The following is a 22,706-nucleotide window of genomic DNA, read 5'->3' as shown; positions in this document are numbered from 1 at the left end:
TTGGCAAGGGATGATCGGGGTAACGTCTATATTGCGACCGATGGACAGGGACTGCTTGTGTATGGAAAAGATGAGACTATTGCAAAACAGGTCCTCTTTAAAAACGGGAGCACCTTATCCGGTTCCTATCATATAAAATCTATAAAAACGGACCGGCAGAAAAATATATGGCTCTATATCCAGGAATATGGTCTATGCTTATATCATCCCGAAAAGAACCAGATTATACCCCTACAGGATTTTGCTATGGACGTACAATGTATCGCACCTGATAATTTAGGCAACATCTGGATTGGAAATGAATCGGGCCTTTATAAATATGAGCTTTCGGCCAAAAAATTATCCCCTTATAGCCGTCATAATGGCATTTTATTGAGCAATACCGTGCTTGACTTATCCGTGGACCAGGACCATAAATTATGGATCAGTACCGATGGTGGCGGAATTATTATTTACGACATTCAAAGAGGGAAATCAACTCAGCTAAAATCCGGGAAAGAACCGGGAATGCTAACCAGCAGTGCGGTGACCACCGTATTTGAGGATAAAGACCAGCGGCTGTGGATTGGTACACTAAGGGGCGGGATCAACATCATCGATAAAAATAAAACCAGGTTTAAGACCATCAACTCCACCCCTTTTAAAGCCAGCGGGCTGATCAGCAATTTTATTCTTTCTTTTTGCGAGGACCAGCATGGTAATGTATGGGTAGGAACAGACGGTGAGGGATTAAGCTACTGGAACAGAAAGGACAATCTTTTTACCAGTTACGCCCATCAACCATCCAAACCGAACACCTTAAGCAACAACAACGTTGCCGGGATGGTCAGAGATGAAAAAAATAACCTCTGGATGGCCACCTATGGTGGTGGAGTTAACCTATTAAATCCCGCTACAGGCAATTTTCAACACTATCCCTGTTTTAATCAGGTAACCGGCATAATGGATAAAAATGCCTGGAGCATTTATCAGGATAAATTTAAAAACCTGTGGGTGGGCACCTGCTCCGATGGCGGAACTTATCGGCTCAATACCGCAAGCAATAAATTTGAGCTCTTTGATGCGAAGCTTAAAAATGTAATATCCATTAATGAGGACAAACAAGGGGTCTTGTGGATGGGCACCTTCTCTTCCCTGATCCGGGTGGATGTCAAAAATAAAAAACATACTTTCTTTAAGCTGAATACCGCAGTAAGAGCCATTTATGAAGATAAAAAGGGCCATTTCTGGATCGGGACCGAAGGTGCAGGTTTATTGCTGTTTGACCGCCGGACAGGAACCTATAAAACCTGGTCTCAAAAAAACGGTTTAAGCGGTAATGCCGCACTGAATATCCTGGAAGACGATGCCAGCTGCCTCTGGATCTCTACATTTAGCGGCTTAAGCCGGTTTACCCCTGCCAACGGACAGTTCAAAAATTTCCATGAAATGGATGGCCTGCAAAGCAATCAATTTAATTATAATGCAGCCCTGAAACTCAAATCCGGAGAGTTTTTATTTGGGGGCATTAAAGGGTTCAACCTGTTTCGGCCCGAACAAATCCAACCCCATTCCATCGAAGCCCCTTTACTCCTCACCGATCTGGAAATAAACAATGTACCCTATGAGCAGGATGACAGCTTTGAGGATAAAAAAAGCGTATTTGAGGTGGATAAGATCACTTTACCTTACGATAAAGCCGTACTTTCTGTTGGCTTTGCTGCGCTGGAATATTCCTCTCCTAATAAAATTTCCTATGCCTATTATCTTGAAGGCTGGGACGATGCCTGGAATGACCCCGGAATCAACAGGACCGTCAATTACTCCAAATTACCAGAAGGCAGTTACCGACTGAGAATTAAGTCGACCAATGCAGAGGGTAAATGGCTCCAAAATGAACGCATGTTGCTGATCGAAGTGATGCCCCCCTGGTGGAGGTCATACTGGGCATATGTTCTTTATGCAATTGGCTTTGCCGGTTCCATTTATATTTATCTGAATCATCAGAAGCGGCAAACTGCATTAAAGTATCAGGTAGAACTGGCCCATCTTAAAGTAGAACAGGAAAAAGAACTGAACGAGAAAAAACTGGGCTTTTTCACCAATGTGTCGCATGAGTTCCGGACTCCCCTCACCCTGATCATCAATCCCCTTAAAGATATCCTGAATCACAACAGCCAGGTAGATGCCAAAGAGTTAACCGTTGTGTACAGAAACGCAAGAAGGTTACTGAGCCTGGTAGATCAGCTGTTACTTTTCAGGAAGTCTGATGCAGAAAACCTGAAGATCAGCAAAACAGATCTGGTTGTTTTTTGCAAAGAGGTTTATTTTTGTTTCAGTCAGCAGGCCAGATCCAGGAATATCCGGTTTGGTTTTTCCAGCACAGCAGAACACATCGACATCTATATTGATCGGGAGAAAATTGAAATTTCCTTATTTAACCTGATTTCCAATGCCTTTAAGTTCAGTCCTGATGGCAGCAGCATCGAAATGTGCATCCAGGAAGATGAGGATGCCGTAGAAATTCACATCAAAGATACGGGAAGCGGGATATCAGCTGAGGTAGGTGACAAATTATTTGCGCGGTTCTATCAGGCCAGGGAAAAAAATCAGAGTTCCCAGGCCGGTTTCGGAATTGGTCTTTACCTGGTCAATAAGTTTATCAAGCAGCATTTTGGAATAGTAAGTTATTCGAGTACACCTGGAAAAGGCACAGACTTTCGGTTAACACTCCTAAAAGGCAAGGCCCATTTTCCCGGGCAGCTGATACATGAACATGCGGATGAGACACCCGTATTTCTGGAGGAATTGATTGCCGGCCATACGGATTTACCGGTAAGGCAGGTTCAGGAGGAAGTATCAAATGAAATCAGTACAGATAAACCCGGAATTCTTATTGTAGACGACAATGAGGAGATCCGTACTTACATCAAACAACTATTTATTCCTGCCTATATCGTGTACGAAGCCGCAAGTGGCGAGGAAGGATTGGCGATGGTACGGTCCAACATGCCTGATATTGTGATTACCGATGTGGTCATGAGGGAACTTAGCGGAGTAGAGCTCTGCACAAAGATTAAAGAGGATCCTCATCTGAGCCATATTCCTGTAATTTTACTGACCTCCAGTTCTTCGGCAGAAATTAAGCTGAAAGGAATTGAAGGCGGTGCCGACGATCACATTACCAAACCTTTTGACAAGGATATGCTCCTGGCCAGAGTGGCCAATCTTTTGAAAAGCAGAAGCACCCTGCAAAACTATTTTTACAATGAGATCACCCTGCAATCCGACAATTCCAGGGTATCAAAAGAGAATAAAGAATTTTTGGAAAAATGCATCCTGATCACAGAAAAGCATTTGAATGATCCGGATTTCAGCATCAAAATACTCGCTGATGAGGTTGGTATGAGCCATTCTGCATTATACAAAAAGGTAAAAACCATTTCCGGAAAAACCATTAATGAATTTATACGCTATATCAAATTGAGAACGGCTGCTCAGCTGTTTATCAATTCTGAACACAATGTAAATCAGGTTGCCTTTCAATCCGGCTTTAGCGACATTAAGTATTTCAGGGAGCAGTTTCACAAGTTATTCGGGTTGCGGCCATCTGAATACCTGAAGAAATACCGTAAGCCATTTGCAAAAGGTTATAAGCTGAACAGGTAGCGCCTAATCAACGGATAAACATGATCAGGGCTTCCATTCCAATACCTGGACCGGACTTGGTTTGTTATTTGCTTTCCCCTCCCCGTCTATCTGTTCTACACGTTGCAGGAAGAGGTCCAGTCGTCCTTTAGTTTTCCACAGTTCCGTATCATAACTCGGCTCCCAGTCGCCCACCGGCTCTGCGCTGAGGTCATGAATACGCCATTGATTTTGTTTCAGGTTATTGCAAAGGGCAATAGAAACTTTATTTCCCCGCTCCATATCCCTGAAAATTAAGGCGACATTAAAAAGGCCTTTACTTTTCCAGGCGATCACCTGTGGTCTGGATATGGGAATGCGCTTTGTACCCGATCCGCTAAGTGTGAAATCAGTTGAACGAAAGTTCAGCGCATTGACCTGCCAGCCTTTGCCATCGTGATGTACCAGGTGATATTGGGGAACAGCTGAACTTTTATCTCTCCAGTATCCGGCTATGTAGGGGTTTCCTTCAGGATCAGCAAACATAGCGGTCTGATTGATCAGGTCGCTTTTTTGAGGGATCATCGCCGCATATTCAGCATTTCCATGATTGATCGGGAGTTGATAAGTCTGGCCGGCAGCATTTTCCCAACTCCGCCCCCCGTCCTTAGATCGTGCATAACAAAGATCATGGTTGCTGGCTACATCCGGACTTTCCCGCCATACCCATGAAAGGTGTATGGTTCCCTTATTGTCTATCGCTGTTTGCCAATAGGCATTGCGCTGACCTTCCCCGTCAATCAGGTTGTCCTGTATGCGCTGCCATTTTTTTGTCTCCGGATCGTATCTGTTGATCATAAGGTTTCCATTACCCGATCCCCCATCTCGGTACATAAACAGCAGTTCTCCCTTAGCGAGTTTATAAAACTCAGGATAGCTTACCTTATTTTCCTTAGTACCCAGCATGGATTCCGGTTCTCCCAATTGCAGAGAACCCGCTGCAATACCCCTGACGTAATTGAGTCCGTTGTTATGCTGGCCCCAGGCGACATGCAGGTAACCACTATCGTCTACCATGATGCTGATGGATTTATGCGCATCTCCGGCATCAGCTTTATAGTTACTGCGCAGGACTGTCCATTTTTTTTCCTGGATATTGCGTTTGGCAAGCACGAGGTATTGATCCGCATCATAATAAGCGGCATATTGTATGTTTTTAAAGGTAACCAGGGAGTTTTTTCGGAATACCACCGTATTTACTGAATTATTGGCCCATCCATTCTCTGCGATTGTACTGATCGCAGGCGTAGATGGTGTGTGTTTATCCAGGTATCGATACCATTCGGCACCTGCCAACAGAAAGGCACCGACCCCAAAATTGGCGGTTGAATTTGCATTTACGATTTGTCCCGGAATCGCTTTTTCTCCGATCGGTTGAATGTATCCGACCTTGCCATCTTTCTGCAATGCGACTTCAGATAAGTATTTCCACCCTTTCAGTGCTGCCTTTAGATATGCTTTTTCCTTCAGGTAACCATTGTTAATGCCCCATAATAAGCCGTAGGTAAAGAAAGCCGTACCGCTGGTTTCCGGTCCTGGTGCATGATCTTTGTCCAGCATACTCCTGGTCCAATACCCTTCCGGCTGCTGACTTTTCAAAATGGCTTTAGCCAGTTTTCTGTATTTTGACACATACACCGTATGATGCGGATCCTCTGCAGGCAGCTCCTTTAGTACCTTTGCCAAACCGGCAAAGACCCAGCCATTGCCTCGGGCCCAGAAATCCTTCTTATGATTTACACTTTTGTGTTTGGGATATACATATTTAGCATCTCTATAATATAAACCGGTTTTCTGATCGTACATGATGCGGTTTGCATACTCAAAGTACTCCTGTAATTTTTCCAGATATAGTTTATTTCCAGTCAGTTTATAGAGCTTAGTCATCACCGGCATCACCATATACAATCCATCCGCCCACCACCAATAGTCCTTTGCAGCGGTGCTCATCTGGTATTCCATCACCTCTAAGGCCCTGGCTATTTTATGAGGCTCGGGATTCAGGTGATACAGATCGATGTAAGTCTGAAAACAGATTTGCCAGTCGCCAAAAAGTACATATTCCTCTTTTTCACCGTATTGATATTTCCAGGTTGATTTATCCGCCGACTTAGCCCCCATCCATTGGTTGTACCTGGCCCAGCGTTCGGAATACGACCTGTATTTTTCTTCCTGTGTGATGGCAAACAGTTCCATATTACCGGTGTGATAAGCCGCCTCATCCCAAAATGCCCGGACTTCAGGCTTATGATTAGCCTGCCAATGGTTATTTACCCTTTTTAACATCTCCAGCAAGGTTGCTTTGTCGGCTTTTTGTTGCTGTTCTGCCTCTCCTTTTGTTTGTTCTGCCTGTCTTTTTGTTTGCGGAACCTGCCTTTGCAGTTCTTGTGTTTGTGCATTTTGTGCGGAAAGCTGAATGACAGACAGCATCAGCAATAAGGTGACGATCTGCGTTCTCATCACTTTAGCAGGGAAACACCCTTTAATGTAGGTTGTACCACTTTTATATTTCCATTTGCGTCGAACTCCAGTTTATCGATACATACTTCCCGATGATAACCTGCGGATTGTCCCATTCCAAGTCCTTCGGGGCGGCTGAAACGATGATAAACAATATACCACTCGTCCTTTCCAGGAATCTGAATCACGGAATTGTGTCCTGTCGCATAGATCTGCTGTTTTACATCTTTAGAAAGGATCAGGTTATTTTCAGGCTTACTGATTTTACCGGTAGGTGAATCAGCAATCCCATACCTCACCCCATAATCTGCATCTCTGGTATCATTCTGGGACCATAAAAAATAGTACTTACCTTTCCGGTAAAACACTTCTGTTCCTTCTCTAAAAGTCTCATCAGGAGTGATTACTTTAACTGATGAAGAATCAATAGAGACCATATCCTCATTTAATAAGGCCACAGCCATGTAACCATTTCCCCAGTACAAATAGCTTTTACCGCTCTCAGGATCTGTAAATACATCCGGATCTATTTCCTGTCCGTCTTTAATTCCCTGAGGTTTTTCTGCGATGAGTGCCTTTCCGCTATCTTTAAAAGGGCCGGAAGGATCATCTGAAACTGCCACTCCTATTTTCTGTGCAGCAGTAAAATAATAATAGTATTTATAATTGCCGTTGACCTTTTTTTCCGCGATTGTTGGTGCCCAGGCATTTTTCTTTGCCCAGCTCACCTCCTTAGGCAAATCCAAAATCACTCCTTCATCTTTCCAGTCTGCAAGATCTGATGAAGAGAATGTTTTGAAATACGTTCCCGACCAACCTGTAAAACCATCCGTGGTAGGATACAAATGGTATTTTCCTGTTTTATGCGAGTACAAAATTTCCGGGTCGGCATAATAGCCGTTCAGGACCGGATTCCCGTCTACAGCAGCAGTAACTTCATATACCGCTGATTTCCTGCCAGGTACACTGACTTTTAGCTTTAGGGGGCCTTTTGAAAAATCGTAAGGTGCTTTCGGACTGATTTCCACACCTGGAAAGATCAGAAAACCCGGATCAAAAGATTTAAGCGAAGTACCCTGTTTTAGCGGCAGATAAAGTGTTGAGGCGACCGTATCTGTAACCACATTTTTCTTTTTAATTGCGGCCGACCGGAAAGAATTCAACACATTCGCAGGGCTATACCATTTTTTTAGTAATGCTGTTACTTCCTGCGTAGTAATGGGGAGCACCGTTCCATGACGGGGATGAAAGTTCATATTCACCTCATGGTCGACTACTGTGAATTGCTTCAAATCTTTTGTTTTGGTAAACTGGTAGCGCCCTTTGGTGTATACATCATACATCAGGATATAACCTTCTCCGTTATTGAGTTTGAATACCCCCGCACCTTCCACCGGGTCCTTTGTCTGCTGTACATTGCCTTCCCGCAGCACATAGCCCTCTTTTAGCTGATCCGAAACGGCCACACGAATTCCTAACCCCTCTCCTTCGGTTTTAAAGAACAAATGGTATTTTCCCTGGTCGAAGATGATGTCGCCATCAATGCAAGCGCCATTGGTTGGACTAAAGAAAAGTTGTTTAGGCGCTGTTTCCAGATCCGTAAAGTCCTTATTGGCATAAGCCCAGTAAATTTTATCCGGCTCAGCACCATGTTTCATTGACCAGTAGATCATATATTTACCTGCTTTCTGATCATATATTGTCTGGGGTGCCCATACGCGCAATAAATTTTCCTGACCGGGAAAGCGTTTCTGAATATTGATGATACTTGAAGTCCAGTTGACCAGATCGGTAGATTTTAACAGGACCATTGCCCGGTTCGAGTCCCAACCTTTAGCGGCCACCATATCTGTAACCACCATATAGAAGGTTTTACCATCTGCTCCCCTTAAAATATGGGGATCACGCACCCCTCCTGTTGAACTGATTGCTGCCGAGCTGATAACGGGCTGGTCATTATTCAGTGCCCTGTAGGTATAGCCGTCGTTGCTGATTGCAAAACGGATGGACTCTTCTAAACCACCATTACCGGTAAAATAGGTAAAAAGATAAGCTGAGTTTTTCTGTTTCTGGGCCATCGCGGGCCAGCCGGCCAGCACAAAAACAATGCAGCTCAGTAATAATTTATGATGGTAAAAGTTGAGTTTTATATTCATTGTGGTTTATTTGTGACCTATTTATAACTGACTTTGAGCATTACAAAAGAGTTTGCCGGCATTTTTATCACTGCATTTTTTCCTTTCAGCTTCAGCATCGATTCTGCAGGAACAATATTTGAAGGTTTCTCTATAGAATTCTGGTCTGTAAGATCACCTTTAACCGTCGTCAGCTTTCCGCTCGCAGCCAGTTTCTTTATTCCTTCGAAATTAACCTGTTTGGTTCGTTCTGTTTCATTGGTATTGACCAATTTAACGATGACTTCTTTTTTAAGCTCATCCAGCACTGCAGAAACATACAGGCCATCCTGACCGGAAAGCGCCTTCCCATCCAGCAAAGCTGTTGAAACCTGCGTACCTTTATTGGTAGAGAAAAGCTTCTGAACATAATAATTTGGTGTCCCGTAGATGTTCATGTTGTCTACCCAGATTAAGTCGGGCGCCCATTGCCAGCCCTCAGTATTCGCAAACAGAGGGGCATAAGAAGCCATGTTGACTACGGCGGCATTGCGTTCCAATCCCGTCATAAAGGCCGCTTCAGCAAGTGCTGCCTGCCAGATGTTGCGGTTGCTTCCAATAGCGTTTCCTTTGATATGTGCCGCATACTCTCCGGCAAAAATCTTTGCCCCCTGACGGTCGTAATTGTCGTAACGTGCTGCATTTTTGAGGAACCATTCCGGAGAACGGTAATAGTGTTCATCTATAATATCCGCTTTCATACTACGCAGTTCTTTATCCAGGTACCGGAATTCATCATTATCAGGGCCTGTGCCTGAGCTGAAGATCAGGTTGATTGCCGGATATTTTGCTTTGATGGCCTGCTGAAATGCTTTTGCACGTTCAATATACTGAGGTCCCCAGTTCTCATTACCTACTCCTAAATACTTCATATTAAATGGCTCCGCGTGTCCCATTCCTGCACGCACCTTACCCCATTCTGTAGAAGCATCGCCATTGGCAAATTCAATCAGATCCAGGGCATCCTGAATATAAGGATCCAGTTGGTCTAGCGGAACAACCTCAGCAGTATTGAATTGACAAGCCATTCCGCAGTTCAGGATCGGCAAAGCCTCTGCACCAATATCTTCAGCCAGTTGAAAATACTCAAAAAACCCGAGTCCGAAAGTCTGAAAATAATCCGGCGATGGGCGATGCTCGAATTCGACATTCCAGCGGTTCACGATCAATTGACGTTCCTCGATAGGGCCTATTGTTTTTTTCCATTGATACCGGTTGGCCAGGTCGATTCCTTCGACAATACAACCGCCTGGAAAACGTATGAAACCAGGTTTCATATCTGCCAGCATCTGGATCATATCTGCACGCATTCCTTTCTTACGTCCCTTCCAGGTATCCGTAGGAAATAAAGAAATCATGTCCATATCTAATACTCCGCTACCTTCGAACCAGATGTTCATTCTGGCTTTCGCTGCCGTGGCATCCGCAATGAAACTCAGCTCCTGGCTCTTCCATTCCCCGGAAGCATCAGCTGGTTTCAGCGAGCCCGCAGCCAGTACCTTATTCTGGCCGTCTACCAGTTCCACATGCAAAGTGATCCCGGGGCTTTGCTGTCTGTACATCAGCGAGAAGTCGTACTTAAGACCTTTTTTCACGCCCATGCCTCCTTTAAAGCCTTCATTACTCATCCCTGCCTCTCCTTTTGCAGCGCCTTTAATGGCTGCCCTCAAAAACCTCGGGTTTGCAAGGTTTGCCCCCTGCCTGTTCAATATCAGCAGGTCGCCTTCTCCGATCTTCTTTCCCTGTACGGACCAACCCATCAATGGTTTTAGAAATTCAAATGAACGGTTCTTTACCATTTCTGCATAGATCCCGCCATCTGCCCCCATATTGATGTCTTCAAAAAACACCCCCCACATGGTAGGTGATACTTTCCCTTCGGATTTAGCTGCATTGACTACAATAACTTCCGGTTGTTGTGCCGCTGCACTAAAAAAAGTCCCGGCCATAAGCAGGGCGATTAAGTTGCTTTTGTATTTCATATTATTTTATGCCTTCAGTAGTCATGATGATCTTTTTCATACTCCCATCTTTATTGTAGTATAACCTGTCTATACAAACAGAACGCCGATAACTGCCTCCATTGGGGTTGATTGCGCCGTTGTGGTAAATGAAATAATCTTTTCCTTTAAATTGGATGATGGATTGGTGGTTCGTATTAGAATTGCCGGCTATTTCATTTAAAATACCTTTATAGGTCCATGGCCCATTGATATTTTTACTCATCGAATAGGCTATCTTTTCCGGAAATTCTACCGCATAAGAAAGGTAGTACCAGCCATTACGTTTATGGATCCACGGTGCTTCTGTGAATTTTGGCAAACCCTGAACCGTATTTACCGGGCCATCAAACTCCAGCATGTTTTCTTTTAGTTTCGCATAATAGCAGGCCGTATTTCCCCAAAAAAGGTAGGCTTGCCCATCATCATCGATGATTACCGAAGGATCAATATCATCCCAGGAGATTTTAGAGGAAGTGGTCATCTCATTAGTGACTAAAGCCTTACCGACCGCATCTTTAAAGGGGCCTAGCGGATGATCTGCCACTGCAATGCCTATCGCCTTCCCTCCTTTCTGATGCTCAACCGCAACATACCAGTAAAATTTCCCATTACGTTCGATGACCTGTGAGGCCCATGCATCTCCTTTTGCCCATTCAAAAGCTTTTACGTTCAAAGGGGAAGGATGTGCTTTCCAGTTGAGCATATCAGCCGAAGAATAGACCAGCCATTCTTTCATTTCATAGAAATTTTTCGAATCCGGGGCTTCATCATGTCCGGTGTACAGGTAAACGCTGCCCTTATAAACCATTGCCGCCGGATCAGCAGTAAACTTATCCGTAATGATTGGATTGCCGTCTTTTTTTATGGCCTGAGCAAAGGAAATATCAGGGGCAAGAGTTGCTAAAATCAGCAGAGCAGGCTGCCATTTTAAAAAATTCATACTTGGTTCTGGTTTCGTTGGTGATCTGGTTGTGTTCGAAAAGGAGCCTTCAGGCTTTCAGTCCGACCAAGGCTAATGTAGGAATTAAATATTAAACGTCAAATCAACGATTATTATTTTTGTAGCTTTGCCTTAAATTTTTATAAATTGCTTTTGATAAATATACCCTCTATATGATTACCTATACTGAACAGACACGCGTTCTGGTTGCGGTCGACTGCATCATCTTTGGCTTCGACGGCGAACAATTGAAAATATTACTTATCAAAAGAGGTTTCCAGCCGGCGAAAGACCAATGGAGTCTGATGGGTGGTTTTGTGGAAGCTAATGAAAACTTATATGGCGCGGCAGAACGCATTCTCTATCAGCTGACCGGCCTTAAAGATTTATACCTGGAGCAACTGAAAGCTTATGGAAGTCCGGAAAGAGACCCGATAGAACGTACCATATCTGTGGCCTACTTTGCTTTGATAGACATCAATAAATACAAAACACAGATCAGCGACAGCTACCATGCAGAATGGTTTTTGATTAATGAAGCTCCCTCCCTCATCTTTGATCATGACTTAATGGTTGAAGAAGCTAAAAAAAGAATTCGTTACAAAGCGGCCTTACACCCTATCCTATTTGAGTTGCTGCCGAAAAAGTTTACCATTCCTCAATTGCAGAATCTTTATGAACAGGTATACAACACCAAGATCGACAACCGGAATTTTATCCGTAAAGTCAACTCTACCGACCTGCTCATCAAACTCACGGAAAAAGATAAATCCAACTCCAAACGGGGAGCTTTTTATTATACACTTGATAAAAATAAATACAAAGCCAAGTTCCAATCTTTCCTGAATTTCATCCCTAATCCAGAGCATCTGATTAGTATGTAATCCAGGCAATCTGAAAGAAATTTCACAATAATTTTCATTTGTCAAAAAAATAAACGTTAATTAGACGTTTATTGTAATGACCATGAAACTAACCAAATATGTCATCGGTATTGATTACGGCTCCGACTCTGTGCGTTCTGTAATTGTAAACGCCGAAAATGGAGCCGAGCTCTCCTCATCTGTCTACTATTATAAAAGATGGCAGAAAAACCTGTATTGTGACCCCTCCTCAAATCAGTTCAGACAACATCCGCTGGACTATATCGAGGGATTGGAGCATACGGTTAAAGATTGTATCGCAAAAGCTGGTGGTTCCAGTATAGCCAGCGCTATAAAAGGAATTTCTGTGGATACCACAGGCTCCAGCCCTGTAGCTGTCGACAAAACCGGAACGCCTCTGGCGCTTACCCCCGGTTTTGAAGAAAATCCAAATGCCATGTTCGTGCTCTGGAAAGACCATACCGGAATCAGGGAAGCTGCAGAAATTAATGAACACGCAACTAAATTTGAGACCAATTACCTTCAATATGTTGGCGGGATTTATTCTTCAGAATGGTTCTGGGCAAAACTTCTTCACGTATTAAGGGCAGATACAGCTGTCCGCGATGCTGCCTTTTCCTGGGTAGAACACTGCGACTGGATTCCCTTCCTGCTTACCGGGGGCAATAATGTCCTGAAGATGAAAAGAAGTCGCTGTGCGGCCGGACATAAAGCCCTTTGGGCGGAACAGTTTGACGGCCTTCCACCTGATGAATTTTTCAGTCAGCTGGATCCCCTATTGTCCGGATTCAGGGAAAGACTTTTTCAGGACACCCATACTTCAGATGAGGCAGCGGGGATATTGAGTGAGGAATGGGCAACCCGTTTAGGATTATCCACTGAGGTAGTAGTTGGAGTAGGTGCATTTGACGCACATATGGGTGCAGTGGGTGGACAAATCGCCCCTTATCACCTATGTAAAATCATGGGTACCAGTACCTGCGACATCCTGATTGCTCCTTCTGCCGACCTTGATGGCAGACTGGTAAAGGGCATCTGCGGACAAGTAAACGGCTCTGTTATTCCGGGAATGATGGGGCTGGAAGCAGGCCAATCGGCCTTTGGTGATGTATATGCCTGGTTTAAAAACTTAATCAGCTGGCCTTTAAATCAATTGCTTTCTGCATCTGCTCTGATTGATGGAGCAACTGCTATTGCTTTAAAAGAGGAATTGGAATCGAAAATTATTTCCCGTCTAAGCGAACAAGCCCAGCTATTGACTGATGAAGAGTCAGGAGAGCTGGCTGTTGACTGGTTAAATGGCAGACGAACTCCAGATGCCAATCAGGAACTCAAAGGAGCTATCACCAGCTTAAGCCTGGGCAGCGATGCCCCCCGTATTTTCCGGGCCCTGGTAGCGGCGACCTGTTTTGGTGCCAAGTGTATCGTTGAACGTTTCAGAGATCAGGGTGTACCGGTAGAAGGTATTATCGGCATAGGCGGAGTAGCCAAAAAATCACCTTACATCATGCAGATGATGGCAGACGTATTGGAAATGCCCATCAGAATTCACCGGTTTGAGCATACCTGCGCATTGGGAGCCGCCATGTTTGCAGCTGTAGCGGCTGGAATTCATCCAAATATTGAAGCGGCAATGGAAGCAATGGGCACAGGATTCGAAGCAGAATATCAGCCAAATCAGAAAAATATAGCGCGATACCGCAAACAATACCAGGAATACCTGGCCTTAGGCAATTACCTGGAACACCATCATCAGAAAGATATCAAACCAAGCTATCATGAGCAGTTATAAAAACATACGTGAAATGGCCTACGAGGCCAACATGGAGCTACCAAGGCTAAACCTGGTACTTTTTACTTTCGGAAATGTGAGTGCGGCCGACCGGGATGAGGGCGTTTTTGCCATTAAACCAAGTGGGGTGCCCTACAAAGATCTTTCGCCAGATAAAATGGTGATCGTAGATTTTGACGGAAATACCATCGAGGGATCACTCAGACCATCCTCAGATACCCAAACCCATGCCGTCCTTTACAAGCATTGGGATGGCATAAATGGCATTGTACACACGCATTCTACTTATGCCACTTCCTGGGCTCAGGCGCAAATGGATGTTCCTATTTTTGGGACCACCCATGCTGATCACCTGACGGTGGATATTCCTTGCGCCCCACCGATGAATGATGAAATGATCAAAGGAAATTATGAGTATGAAACCGGTTTCCAGATCATTAACCATTTTAAAGAACTCGGCTATAGTCATCATGAAGTCGAAATGATCCTGGTTGGAAATCATGCTCCATTTACCTGGGGGAAGACCGCAGAAAAAGCAGTGTATAATAGCGCTGTACTGGAATCTGTAGCACAAATGGCTATGCTGACCAATCAGATTAATCCGCAGTCGCCAAAATTGAAAGCTGCATTAATTAAAAAACATTTTGAACGTAAACATGGTCCGGACAGTTATTATGGTCAGTAAAAAAATCGTATTGGCAACAGCGTTCCTGTTTGGAACACTGGCCACCGTAAAGGCACAGCAAAAAGACTTTCATGACTGGGCAAAGACGCCTCCTATGGGCTGGAACAGCTGGGATTGCTTTGGTCCTACCGTAGTGGAATCAGAAGTAAAAGCCAATGCAGATTATATGTCTAAAAACCTGAAGGCTTTTGGATGGGAATATGTGATCGTAGATATCCGCTGGTATGTAGGCAATGACAAAGCACATGGGTATAATGAGACCAATCCGGATTATGTACTTGATGAATATGGCAGGTTTCAACCCGCAGTAAACCGTTTCCCTTCTGCAGCTGGTGGTAAAGGGTTTAAGCCATTGGCAGACTATATTCATAAGAAAGGATTGAAATTCGGCATCCATATCATGCGGGGTATTCCGGTTGAAGCCGTAAAACGCAACCTGCCCATTATGGGAAGTAAGGCAACTGCGAAAGACATTTACAGTACAGAATTGCAGTGTCAGTGGCTGCGCGATATGTACACTGTAGTAGCTGGGCGTGATGGTGCCCAGGAATATTACAATTCTTTATTCAAACTATATGCCTCCTGGGGCGTGGATTTCATAAAGGTAGATGACCTTTCCAGGCCTTACCATACCGCAGAAGTGGAAATGATCCGTAAAGCGATTGCATTGACGGGGAGAAAAATCGTATTGAGTACCTCCCCCGGAGAAACTCCCATAGCCAGTGCTTCCCATGTTCAGGGACATGCCAATATGTGGCGCACGGTGGACGACTTCTGGGACAACTGGCCTATGCTGAAAGATCATTTCGAAGTATTTGAGCGCTGGAACAAATATCGTGCAGCTGGTGCCTGGCCGGACGGGGATATGCTTCCTCTCGGAAAAATCGGGATCCGGGCTGAACGTGGAAATCCCAGGATGAGCGCATTTACCAAAGATGAGCAGTATACCCTGATGACCCTCTGGACCATATTCCGCTCTCCATTGATGTTTGGCGGCGATCTGCCCAGCAATGATGCCTTTACCTTATCACTGCTGAACAACCCGGAAGTAATTCATGTGCTGAACAGCAGCAGCAACAACAAACAGCTGTTCCGTAATGAGTACGGGATCTGCTGGGTAGCAGATGATCCGAAAACCGGTGATAAGTATGTCGCACTTTTTAATCCTGGTGATGCTGATCAGCCTATAGAGATCGCTGTAAATCTGAACGACCTTGGTTTTAGCGGGTCCTGTAAAGTCAGAGACCTATGGAGCAAGACAGACAAAGGCACCGCTAAGGGCAACTTTACCGCAAGCATCAATAAACATGGAGCAGGCTTGTACCGGATTTCAGCAATTAAATAATCAAAAGACCTAAATATAATTAAGACAACCAACGAAATATGATCAACTTAAAAGAATTAGAAGTCTGGTTCATTACCGGAAGCCAGCACCTGTACGGGGAAGAAACCTTAAAACAAGTAGCGGAACATGCACAGCAAGTTGCCGGATCGCTGGATACTGCACCGCAGATCCCCGTTAAGGTCGTATATAAACCCGTAGTAAAAACACCGGAGGAGATATTTGAAACGTTACAACAGGCCAATATCACGGCAAATTGTATTGGCGTAATCACCTGGATGCATACTTTCTCTCCTGCAAAAATGTGGATCAGAGGCTTAAATATCCTTCAAAAACCGCTGCTTCACCTGCATACCCAGTTCAACCGTGACATTCCATGGAGTACCATTGATATGGATTTTATGAACCTCAACCAAAGTGCTCATGGCGATCGTGAATTTGGATTTATGGTGACCCGGATGCGTAAAGACAGAAAGGTGGTGGTGGGACACTGGCAGGACCCGGAAGTATTAAAGGAAATTGATATCTGGACCAGAGCGGCAGCCGGCTGGCACGACTGGCAGGGCGCTAAATTTGCCCGTTTTGGCGACAATATGCGTTATGTAGCTGTTACGGATGGCGACAAAGTAGAAGCCGAACTGAAGTTTGGTTTTCAGGTCAATACCTATGGCATCGGTGACCTTGTTGCGGTGATCAACAGCATTTCTGAAGAATCGATTCAGGAGCTCCTGAAAGTTTACCAGGCGAGTTACATCATGACCGCCGACCTGCTGCCTGGTGGCGACAGACACAGCTCTGTTTATGAAGCCGCAAAAATAGAACTTGGCCTTAAGAAATTCCTGGAGGAGGGCAATTTTAAAGGTTTCAGCGATACTTTTGAAGATTTGCATGGCATGATTCAATTGCCTGGTATTGCCGCCCAACGGTTAATGGCCGAGGGATACGGATTTGCCGGAGAAGGCGACTGGAAAACTGCAGCACTGGTACGTGCCTGTAAAGTAATGGGTGCCGGATTACCCGGAGGAAATGCCTTTATGGAAGATTACACCTATCATTTTGACCCCGCCAACTCCATGGTATTGGGCTCACATATGCTGGAAGTTGATGCTTCTCTGGCTAATGAAAAACCACGACTGGAAGTACATCCCCTTGGTATTGGAGGCAAAGCAGACCCTGCCAGACTGATTTTCAGTGTAGCCGCCGGAAATGCACTCAACGCCTCTATTATCGATATGGGCAATCGATTCCGCCTGCTCGTAAACGAAGTGGAAGCCGTGGAACCGGAGCACCAATTGCCAAAATTACCTGTTGCACAGGTTTTATGGAAACCACTTCCTGATATGAAAACGGGATGTGCAGCCTGGATTTATGCCGGAGGTGCACACCATACCGCTTATAGTCAGAACCTGAATACCGCACATTTACTGGATTTCGCCAACATTGCCGGCATAGAATACCTAAACATTGGTGCCGACACAAAAATCAACCAGTTTAGAAATGAGCTGCAATGGAACGAAATCTTTTATAAATAATCAGAAACCTGTTCAAACTAACCAAATAGAGCCACTATGAACAACAATTTAGTAACTACAGATTATGTAGTTTTCATCATCTACTTTTTAGTCGTTTCCGGCTATGGATATTACATCTACCGACAGCGTAAAAAGAACGAGCATGATGCCAAAGCGTTTTTTCTGGCTGAAGGAACGCTGACCTGGTGGGCCATTGGTGCTTCCCTGATTGCCTCCAATATTTCTGCCGAACAATTTATCGGTATGAGTGGCGAAGGTTTCTTTCTGGGAATCGCTGTAGCGGCTTACGAATGGATTGCAGCCATCGCGCTGATTATCGTTGCGGTATGGTTCATTCCGGTCTATCTCAAGAATAAGATCTATACCATGCCCCAGTTTCTGAAGACCAGGTATAATGAATCCGTTGCCCTGATTATGGCCGTTTTCTGGCTGTTTTTATACGTATTCGTGAATCTGACCTCTATTCTTTATCTGGGTGCAGTGGCCATTAACGGCCTTACAGGTGGAGATTATCTGCATGTGATCATGATCGGACTTGCGGTATTTGCGCTGATCATTTCCCTGGGAGGCATGAAAGTAGTGGCCTATACCGATGTGATTCAGGTAGCGGTACTGATCTTCGGGGGATTGGTGACTACTTATATTGCCTTAACAGTCGTTGGTCAGAAATTTGGTGTTGGTGCCAATGCCATCGCCGGATTCCAGGTATTGATGGATCATGCTCCAGAGCATTTCAAAATGATCATCCCTAAACCTACTGCGGAATCGACACAAAATGAGATCAGTAAATACCTTACCTTCCCTGGATTGGCATCCTATGTAGCCGGTATCTGGATCATTAACCTTAACTACTGGGGATGTAACCAATACATCACCCAACGTGCTTTGGGCGCAGATCTTAAAACAGCAAGAACAGGTATTCTTTTCGCCGGTCTATTAAAGCTAATGATGCCGCTGATCGTGATGTTGCCAGGTATTGCGGCGTTTGTATTGTACAAAGGCGGGCATTTACCTCAACTGATTGGTGGTAAAGACGGGGCTTATTCCGCAATACTTACCTTTTTACCAACCGGTCTTAAGGGATTATCTGTAGCGGCATTAACCGCGGCAATCGTGGCTTCTCTTGCCGGGAAAGTAAACAGCATTTCGACGATCTTCACTCTGGATATATATGCCAAGTATTTTAAAAAAGGTACTGAAGAAAAGAACCTGGTTTTAGTGGGTAGGACAACCGTATTTGTGGGCATGATCCTAGCGGTGCTCTTTACCTGGAACGATCTTCTGGGAATCGGTGGAGAAGGTGGGTTTACCTTTATCCAGAAATATACCGGTTTTATCAGTCCGGGGGTATTTGCCATGTTTATCCTGGGGATGTTCTGGAAAAGAACAACTGGTAGTGCGGCAATTGCAGGTGTACTGGCCGGATTCCTCTTCTCCGTTTTCTTTAATGAAATGGCTCCGGGTCTGCTTGGCAATGATACCTTCCTGTACACCGCTTATCCAAACGGTAAAGGTGGTTTTGAGATTCCGTTCCATATCTGTATGGGTCTCTCTTTCTTCTTTACCATGGCCATTATGATTCTGATGAGTCTGGCGGGACCTAAGGTAAATCCTAAAGCTTTCGAACTGGATAAATCCATGTTCAAGGTGGCCCCATCTACAATGGCGCTGATTGTGATTACATTATTGCTTATTGCAGCATTGTATGTGAAGTTCTGGTAGAACTTCACTATGCTTAATTTTTCTACTCATAAAAATGCCCCCATAAAGTGTTTAGCTTTTTGGGGGCATTTTTCTTTTTTTATTCCTGTCGTTTTGTTTATTTCTTCAGGGAGAACTTATAAACTGTTACAGTTTTGTATTCCTGTCCCGCTTTCAATGTTGTTGTCGGAAAAGCAGGCTGGTTTGGTGAGTCAGGAAAATGTTGTGTTTCCAGGCAAAATGCAGAACGGTGCGGATAACTAGCTTTACCCTTTCCATCATGTTCGGCTCCTGTTAAAAAGTTTCCGCTGTAAAACTGAAGACCCGGCTCTTCCGTTAAAATCTCCATTACGATACCTGTTTTTGGGCTACTCACTGTGGCCACTTTTTGCAGACCTGCAGCTTTTCTTAACACAAAATTATGATCGTAACCTTTTCCGTATTTCAATTGCTCATTGCTTTCATTGATTCTTGCACCGATTAAAGTTGGTTTATTAAAATCAAAGGGCGTACCTGCAAGTTTTTCTATTTTTCCCGTTGGAATTAAAGTCTCATCAACCGGCGTATAAGAATCCGCGTCAATGCTTAGTAAATGATCGGTAATTGTAGAATCTCCTGCCCCATTCAGGTTAAAATAGGCATGATTAGTCAGATTAACCACCGTATTTTTATCAGTATTTGCAGTATAGCTGATTTTAACCTCATTATCATCCGTCAGCTCATAAGTTACCTTAACTTTTAGATTACCCGGATAGCCCCCTTCCCCATCTTTAGAGAAATAGCTCAGTTCCAGGGTCTGATCGTTAACTTTTTTAGCATCCCATACCTGCGCATAAAAACCGCTGGATCCACCATGCAGCGTATTTATTCCATCATTCAATTCCAGCTGATAAGGTTTTCCATCTAAATTGAATTTGCCTTTTGCAATGCGGTTTCCGTAGCGCCCTATCAAAGCACCAAAAAAAGGCTCTCCTTTTTTCTGATACGATTTTAAACTATCGTAGCCCAAAATAACATCTGTGAACCCGTTTTTTGCATCCGGTACTGATAAAGAAACCAGGCGCCCCCCGTAATTGGTAATTACTGCTTTTGCATTGTTCTTATTTACTAAAGTATAGAGGCCCACTGTTTTCCCCTTTACCTCTCCCTTAAAAGCTCCGGAATCCGGAACCCACAAGGTTGACACCGCCGAGGTATCACTGAATGCGTTTTTTTTATTTAAGGAACTGGTACATCCGCTCAAAACCCCAATAAAAACCAGGGCCAGGCAGGTTGGATAAAGTCTGTTGTTCATACGTTTAAATCTATATTTGATCTCATCTCTAATGTAGAAAAAGAATATTAAATGTCAAAATAACATTTAATATTCAAGCCCTTTGAGAATTTCCACACTTTTTATCAATTCTTCTTTTGAAGAAGAGGCAAATCCCAGACGAACACCGTTCGTTTTGTAGTCAGGGTATTGGTGTGCTTTACCATCGGATATATAAAGCCCTTTTCTGAACGCTTTTTTTGCCAGTTCTTCCAGATTTATGGAGGGATCAAATTCCGTCCAGACTGTCATACCTCCTTCAGGAATAGCAAAGCTGACCTTATCTTTCAATTCAGCACTTAATAATCCGCAGAAGAGGTCACGTCTTTCTTCATATACTGCCAAAGATTTCCTAAGGTAACGGCGTACCGTATTATCGTTTAACAGCTCCGCCATTGCATTGTCTAAAATATGATCCCCCTGTCTGTCCAGCAAGATACGAACCCGGGCAAGGTGTTGTATCACATTTTCTGCCGCGACCAGATATCCCATGCGGAAAGCAGGGGAAAAGCTTTTTCCGAATGAACCGCAGTAAATTACCATTCCATTTTCATCGGCACTGGCCAGTGGCAATAATGGGCTATGCTTATAGTGAAAATCATAATCGTAATCATCTTCAAAAATGATAAAGCCATATTCATTAGCCAGTCTCAAAAGTTCCAACCTCCGGTCGATACGGAGCGATACGGTAGTGGGATAATGATGATGCGGTGTGACGTAGACCATTCTTACGGTTTGTTTCCTGCAGATTTCCCTCAGTTCATCAACTATGATTCCGTGTTCATCTATTTTTATTCCGATATGTCTGGCCCTGGCATGGATAAAATTATGTTCTGCTCTTTTCCAACCCGGAATACCTGAAACTATGACATCGCCAGGATTGATCAAAGCACTACAGACCAGGTTAATGCCCATTAAAGTTCCTCTTACAGAAAGAATATTATCCGCCTTTGCTTTTAAACCTCTCGTCTCATTAAGGTGGCTCGCTATCGCCTCCCTGTAATAGCCCGGGCCCGCAGGATTGCCGTAACTACCAAATTTATCATATAATCCGCTACGCGTTAACTGAGTACGGTAAGCCCGATAAAACTCCTTTAGTGGTGCCAGTCTGGCATCCGGGTAACCATCGTCTAAATGTAACTCCATAATGGGATGATCAGAGGCGCTATCCAGGTAGTTCTGGGACGGCATTACAAAACCGGCCTTTTTTAATGAAGCAGGTACAAGGCCCCCACCCAGGTTTTCTGGTTCGTGATCTATAATATGTGAGGATACGAAGGTGCCGCTGCCCACAAAGCTTTCCAGCCAGCCCTGGCTTTGTAATTCTTCATAGGCCCTGGCAACTGTAATTCTGTTAATTTTCAATAAAGCGGCGACTTCTCTCGAACCAGGCAACTTTTGTCCGGAGCGAAGTTTGCCCTTTTTTATTGAGGATAGGATCACATCTGAAAGCTGAAGATAAACAGCTCTGTGGGAAGAAGGAGCAAATGAGATCTTATTGAAAAGCTGCAGGGAAATTGGACTATTCATTTTATCAAGATTGGCCTACTAAGATAATCCAATTATGGGGTATTTTTGAGGAAACAAAAGGAAGGGCTCAAATATGTATATACCGAACCAATTTCAGTTTAGGGACAAGGCAGAAAAGATTGCCTTTATGAAGCAATACAGCTTTGCAACAATCATCACCAACAAGGGGCAGATTCCTATTGCGACTCAATTGCCCTTTTTTATATATGACACCCGGGATAAGTTAGTTTTAAGTTCTCATTTTGCCATTGCCAATGAACAGGTGAAATATATAGAAACCAATATTTCTTTGATCATATTTACAGAACCACATGCCTATATCTCTCCTGTTCATTACGATAAAGTAGAAAGTGTTCCAACCTGGGATTACATTTCTATACATGCCTATGGCAAAGCAAAAATCCTGGAAGATGAGGGTTCCAAAATCAAAGTCCTGGAAGAGATGATCGGATTTTATGATCAAAACTATTTAGCGCAATGGAACAGCCTTTCCGACAAGTTTAAAATTGGGATGATGAGGGGCATCGTTGCTTTTGAGCTGGAAGTAACCGAGTTGCAGGGACAAAAGAAAATAAGCCAGAATAAAACCGAAGTTGAACGGCAGCGAATCGCTAATCACCTGGAAAAAGGCGGCAGTACCGTTGAAAATGATCTGGCAACTTACATTCGAAAATTATAGCTTAGA

14 protein-coding genes are annotated in these 22,706 nt (G+C 44.1%); 8 read left to right on the top strand and 6 right to left on the bottom strand.

All coding sequences use genetic code 11. The features are described from left to right. Positions 1-525 precede the first annotated feature (525 nt). Positions 526-3,648 carry a hybrid sensor histidine kinase/response regulator transcription factor gene (locus BFS30_RS21065; protein ID WP_420488427.1) on the top strand — a complete coding sequence of 1,041 codons (3,123 nt, stop codon included), beginning with the start codon at positions 526-528 and terminating at the stop codon, positions 3,646-3,648. A gap of 24 nt (positions 3,649-3,672) precedes the next feature. On the opposite strand, the gene BFS30_RS28090 is transcribed toward BFS30_RS21065, so the two are convergent. From BFS30_RS28090 to BFS30_RS21045, 4 genes are read right to left on the bottom strand one after another with little or no spacing between them, the layout of a single operon-like run. Continuing rightward, positions 3,673-6,126 (bottom strand): BNR-4 repeat-containing protein, encoded by a 2,454-nt coding sequence (locus BFS30_RS28090; RefSeq protein WP_237028631.1) that lies wholly within the window; start codon positions 6,124-6,126, stop codon positions 3,673-3,675. Then, positions 6,126-8,282 (bottom strand): family 43 glycosylhydrolase, encoded by a 2,157-nt coding sequence (locus BFS30_RS21055; protein ID WP_069381093.1) that lies wholly within the window; start codon positions 8,280-8,282, stop codon positions 6,126-6,128. The genes BFS30_RS28090 and BFS30_RS21055 overlap by 1 nt, the downstream gene beginning before the upstream one ends. Before the next feature lie 17 nt (positions 8,283-8,299). Beyond that, entirely contained in the window at positions 8,300-10,282 is a 1,983-nt protein-coding gene (locus BFS30_RS21050; protein WP_069381092.1) for an alpha-L-arabinofuranosidase C-terminal domain-containing protein, read from the bottom strand. A gap of 1 nt (position 10,283) precedes the next feature. Then, positions 10,284-11,243, bottom strand: a complete 960-nt coding sequence (locus BFS30_RS21045) for a glycoside hydrolase family 43 protein (protein WP_083252157.1) — start codon at positions 11,241-11,243, stop codon at positions 10,284-10,286. 173 nt (positions 11,244-11,416) lie between these two features. On the opposite strand from BFS30_RS21045, the gene BFS30_RS21040 reads away from it, so the two are divergent. From BFS30_RS21040 to BFS30_RS21015, 6 genes are all read left to right on the top strand, one after another. Then, positions 11,417-12,127 (top strand): NUDIX hydrolase, encoded by a 711-nt coding sequence (locus tag BFS30_RS21040; RefSeq protein ID WP_069381091.1) that lies wholly within the window; start codon positions 11,417-11,419, stop codon positions 12,125-12,127. A gap of 82 nt (positions 12,128-12,209) precedes the next feature. Further along, the gene (locus BFS30_RS21035) at positions 12,210-13,919 is read left to right on the top strand and encodes a ribulokinase (RefSeq protein ID WP_069382579.1); all 1,710 of its coding nucleotides are present in this window, start codon (positions 12,210-12,212) and stop codon (positions 13,917-13,919) included. Then, positions 13,906-14,604: an L-ribulose-5-phosphate 4-epimerase gene (locus BFS30_RS21030; RefSeq protein ID WP_069381090.1), complete on the top strand. Its 699-nt coding sequence runs from the start codon at positions 13,906-13,908 to the stop codon at positions 14,602-14,604. Before BFS30_RS21035 ends, BFS30_RS21030 begins: the two co-directional genes overlap by 14 nt. Continuing rightward, entirely contained in the window at positions 14,564-15,949 is a 1,386-nt protein-coding gene (locus tag BFS30_RS21025) for a glycoside hydrolase family 27 protein (protein ID WP_237028630.1), read from the top strand. The genes BFS30_RS21030 and BFS30_RS21025 overlap by 41 nt, the downstream gene beginning before the upstream one ends. Positions 15,950-15,987: 38 nt before the next feature. After that, positions 15,988-17,478, top strand: a complete 1,491-nt coding sequence (gene araA / locus BFS30_RS21020; protein WP_069381088.1) for an L-arabinose isomerase — start codon at positions 15,988-15,990, stop codon at positions 17,476-17,478. 36 nt (positions 17,479-17,514) lie between these two features. Further along, positions 17,515-19,200: a sodium/sugar symporter gene (locus tag BFS30_RS21015; RefSeq protein ID WP_069381087.1), complete on the top strand. Its 1,686-nt coding sequence runs from the start codon at positions 17,515-17,517 to the stop codon at positions 19,198-19,200. A 97-nt stretch (positions 19,201-19,297) separates the two neighbouring features. Here BFS30_RS21015 and BFS30_RS21010 read toward each other — a convergent pair whose 3' ends face one another. After that, the gene (locus BFS30_RS21010; RefSeq protein WP_069381086.1) at positions 19,298-20,473 is read right to left on the bottom strand and encodes an aldose epimerase family protein; all 1,176 of its coding nucleotides are present in this window, start codon (positions 20,471-20,473) and stop codon (positions 19,298-19,300) included. Between the two features lie 66 nt (positions 20,474-20,539). After that, positions 20,540-22,021, bottom strand: coding sequence for a PLP-dependent aminotransferase family protein (locus BFS30_RS21005; protein ID WP_069381085.1), 1,482 nt, complete (start codon positions 22,019-22,021; stop codon positions 20,540-20,542). Positions 22,022-22,094: 73 nt separating this feature from the next. Here BFS30_RS21005 and BFS30_RS21000 point away from each other — a divergent pair, with 73 nt between their 5' ends. Then, positions 22,095-22,700: an FMN-binding negative transcriptional regulator gene (locus BFS30_RS21000; RefSeq protein WP_069381084.1), complete on the top strand. Its 606-nt coding sequence runs from the start codon at positions 22,095-22,097 to the stop codon at positions 22,698-22,700. Positions 22,701-22,706 lie beyond the last annotated feature (6 nt).

The sequence above is a fragment of the Pedobacter steynii genome (genome assembly GCF_001721645.1).
GTDB lineage: Bacteria > Bacteroidota > Bacteroidia > Sphingobacteriales > Sphingobacteriaceae > Pedobacter > Pedobacter steynii_A.
The sequence above is the reverse complement of the archived record's forward strand: the minus strand, read 5'-3'. Positions and strand labels throughout refer to the sequence as shown.